Origin of the sequence: Tahibacter caeni (assembly GCF_024609805.1) — a bacterium.
GTDB classification, from domain to species: domain Bacteria; phylum Pseudomonadota; class Gammaproteobacteria; order Xanthomonadales; family Rhodanobacteraceae; genus Tahibacter; species Tahibacter caeni.
Genome location: NZ_JANFVR010000429.1, coordinates 1 through 3369, shown reverse-complemented (window position 1 = coordinate 3369; position 3369 = coordinate 1). Strand labels below are relative to the sequence as shown.

The following is a 3369-nucleotide window of genomic DNA, read 5'->3' as shown; positions in this document are numbered from 1 at the left end:
CCGCGCCGAAACGTGCTGCAGCCCGGCGACGCGGCATCCGCCGCGCCCGTGCCGGGGCATAACCGGCACGGGCGGCATTACCGCCGCGCTGCTCGCCGCCTCGCCCGCGCCGCGCCGGGCCCGCTGCCCACCTGCTATCCTCGGACGCGCGCGCCGTCGACCCCTTCCGGATGAACGCACCCGAACAGCCCCCGATCACGAAGCTGCTGAGCGAGTGGCGCAACGGCGACGTGCGCGCGCTCGACCGGCTCGCGCCGCTGGTCTACGGCGACTTGCGCCTGCTCGCGCAGCGGCACCTGCGTCGCGAAGGGCCCGTCACGCTCGACGCCACGGAACTCGTCCACGAAGCCTGCCTGCGCCTGATCGGTCCGGCCGTCGACTGGCAGGATCGCGCGCACTTCTTCGCGATCGCCGCGCGCCAGATGCGCCACGTGCTCGTCGATCATGCCCGCCGCAAGCAGCGCGACAAGCGCGGCGGCGGCGAAGCCGCGGTCACCCTGCAGGCCGACGACGTCGAGGACGGCCAGTCGCCGCCCGACGTCCTCGCGTTCGACCAGTTGCTGACCCAGCTCTCCGCCGTCGATCCGCGCAAGCGCGACGTGCTGGAGCTGCATTACTTCGGCGGACTGTCCTATCTCGAAATGTCGCAGGTACTGGACGTGTCCGAAGCGACCATCGACCGCGACCTGCGTTTCGCCAAGGCCTGGCTGCGCCAGGCCCTGCTGGCGTGAGCCTGGACGAAGTCCGCTTCCGGCGCCTCGAAACGCTGTTCCACGCGGCGCTCGCGCTACCGCCGGAACGGCGCAGCACCTATCTGGATGCCGAATGCGCCGGCGACGCCGCGTTGCGTGCCGAACTGGCCGGCCTGCTCGACGCCGGCCCGCACGACGGTCCCGGACCGGCCACCGATCTCCTGGACAAGGCCGGCCGGCAGATGGCGAGCGACGACGCGGCGCTGCCGCCCGGCGCGACCTTCGGCGTCTGGCGCCTGATCCGCGAGCTCGGCAGCGGCGGCATGGGCACCGTCTACCTGGCCGAACGGACGGACGGTGTCTATCGTGCTCACGCGGCGCTGAAGATGCTGAGTCCGTGGCTGCGCGGCAGCGCGTTCGAGACCCGCTTCGCGCTGGAGCGGCAGATCCTCTCCGACCTCAAGCATCCGGCCATCGCCACCCTGCTCGACGGCGGCGTCGCCGCCGACGGCACGCCCTACCTCGTCATGGAATACGTGGAAGGCGAGCCGATCACGCAGTTCGCACAAACGCGCGCATTGGACATTCCCGGGCGCCTGCGCCTGCTGCTGGCGGTCTGCCAGGCCGTGCAGCACGCGCACCAGAACCTCGTCGTCCATCGCGACCTCAAGCCCGGCAACATCCTCGTCGCCGCCGACGGCCGGCCAAAATTGCTGGACTTCGGCATCGCGAAGCTGCTGCTGCCGTTCGACGGCGCGCCGCGCCGCGACGACGCGCCAGAGACGCGCCTGCTGACCCCCGAGTACGCGAGCCCGGAACAGATCCGCGGCGAACCGGTCACGACGGCCAGCGACGTGTATTCGCTCGGCGTGATCCTGTACCAGCTACTCGTCGGCGAGCGGCCCCGCAGCGGAACCGATCCCTCGCTGCCTCCGCGGCGGCCGAGCACCGCCGTCCTGCAACGCCCGCCGGATGTGCCGCCCTGGAACATGCCGGCGCAGCAGCAGTCCTGGTCGCGACGGCTGCGCGGCGACCTGGACACGCTCGTGCTCGCGGCGCTCGCCGCGGAACCGGAGCGGCGCTATGCGACGGCGCAGCAGCTCGGCGACGACATCGAGCGCTACCTGAGCAACCAGCCTCTGAAGGCCCGGCCGGACACCCTGCGCTATCGCACGCGCAAGTTCCTGCGCCGCCATCGCGCCGGCGTGGCGCTCGCGGCCGCGGCGCTCGCCCTCATCGTCGGCGCGGCGGTATCGCTGGCGGTGCTGGCCGTGCGGCTGCGCGACGAACGCGATCGCAGCGCCGCGGCGCAGGACCGCGCCGAATACCAGCGCAAGGCCGCCGAGCGCGTCGCCCAGTTTCTCGGCCGCCTGTTCGAGGGCGCCAATCCGAATCCGGCCGAAGGCGCGGCGCCGACCTTGCGCGACGTGCTCGACCGCGGCGCCCGGGACGTCGGCGACCAGTTGAAGGACGACCCGCCCGTGCAGGCGCGGCTGCTCGTGCTGATGGCCAACGCGTATCGCCAGCTCGGCGAATTCCGCAAGGGCATCGCGCTGGCCGAGCGCGCGGTCGCGCTGCGCCGCGCGCGGCAGCCGCCGGAGCCGGCCGAGCTGGCCGACAGCATCGATACGCTCGGCGAACTGCGGCGCTCGAACGCCGAGTACGAACAGGCCGAGCAGCTGCATCGGGAAGCGCTGAGCCTGCGCCGCGAAATGGCGCCGTCCGATCCGGTGCTGATCGGCCGCTCGCTCAACAACCTGGCGCTGACCTTGTACGACGCCGGCCGCAACGCCGAGGCCCTGCCGCTGTACGAGGAATCGCTGACCCTGCGCCGCCGCGCGCTCGGCGACGCGGCGCCGCCGGTGCTGTCCACCCTGGTCAACATCGGTCTGCTGCGGCGCACGCTCGGCGATTACGCCGCGGCCGAGGCGGCGTTCCGCGAAGTGTTCGCGCAACGCTTGCGCACGCTCGGCGAAACGCACCTGTCCACCGCCAACGTGATGACGCATCTGGGACGCACCCTGGTGTCGCTCGGCCGCAACGACGAAGCCGAATCCCTGCTGCGCCGCGCGCTGGCCGTGCGGCGCCGCCTGCTCGGCGAGCGCAACGCCGACGTCTCCATCACCCTCTACGAACTGGCCTATGCGCTGCAGCAGCGCGGCAAGCTCGACGAAGCCGAGGCCGCGCTGCGCGAATCGCAGGCGATCGACCGGCAGCTGTACGCCGCCGACCACGCCGAAACCGCGCAGACCCTCGCGCGGCTCGGCACCGTGCTACTGGCGCAGGGCCGCCTCGAGCCCGCCGAACAGGCGCTGCGCGACAGCCTGCGTATCGTCGAGCGGCATCTCGCGCCGGATCACGCGCGCATCGCCGCGGCCCGCAGCTATCTCGCCGACGTGCTCGTCGCGCGCGGGCAGCCCGACGCGGCGGAACCGCTCTACCGTGCCGCGCTCGCAAGCCAGCGCAGCCAGCTGCGCGCCGATCATCCGGAAGTCGGCCACAGCCTGCTCGGGCTCGCGCAGGTCGCGCTGCTGCGCGGCGACCTGCCCGCGGCGGCTGCGTCGCTCGACGAAAGCGAGCCGATCCTGCGCCGCGCGCCGGCCGATTTCGACGAGCAGCGCCGGCGCCTGCAACGGCTGCGGGCCGATCTGGCGCAGCGGGCCGCGGCACCGGCGGC

2 protein-coding genes are annotated in these 3369 nt (G+C 72.8%); both read left to right on the top strand.

Going from position 1 to position 3369, the window contains the following annotated elements:
- Positions 1–170 precede the first annotated feature (170 nt).
- Positions 171–731 (top strand): ECF-type sigma factor, encoded by a 561-nt coding sequence (locus NON22_RS22035; RefSeq protein ID WP_257389149.1) that lies wholly within the window; start codon positions 171–173, stop codon positions 729–731.
- The coding region (locus NON22_RS22030) for a serine/threonine-protein kinase (RefSeq protein ID WP_257389148.1) at positions 728–3369 on the top strand (2642 nt) is incomplete at its 3' end. The genes NON22_RS22035 and NON22_RS22030, both read left to right, overlap by 4 nt.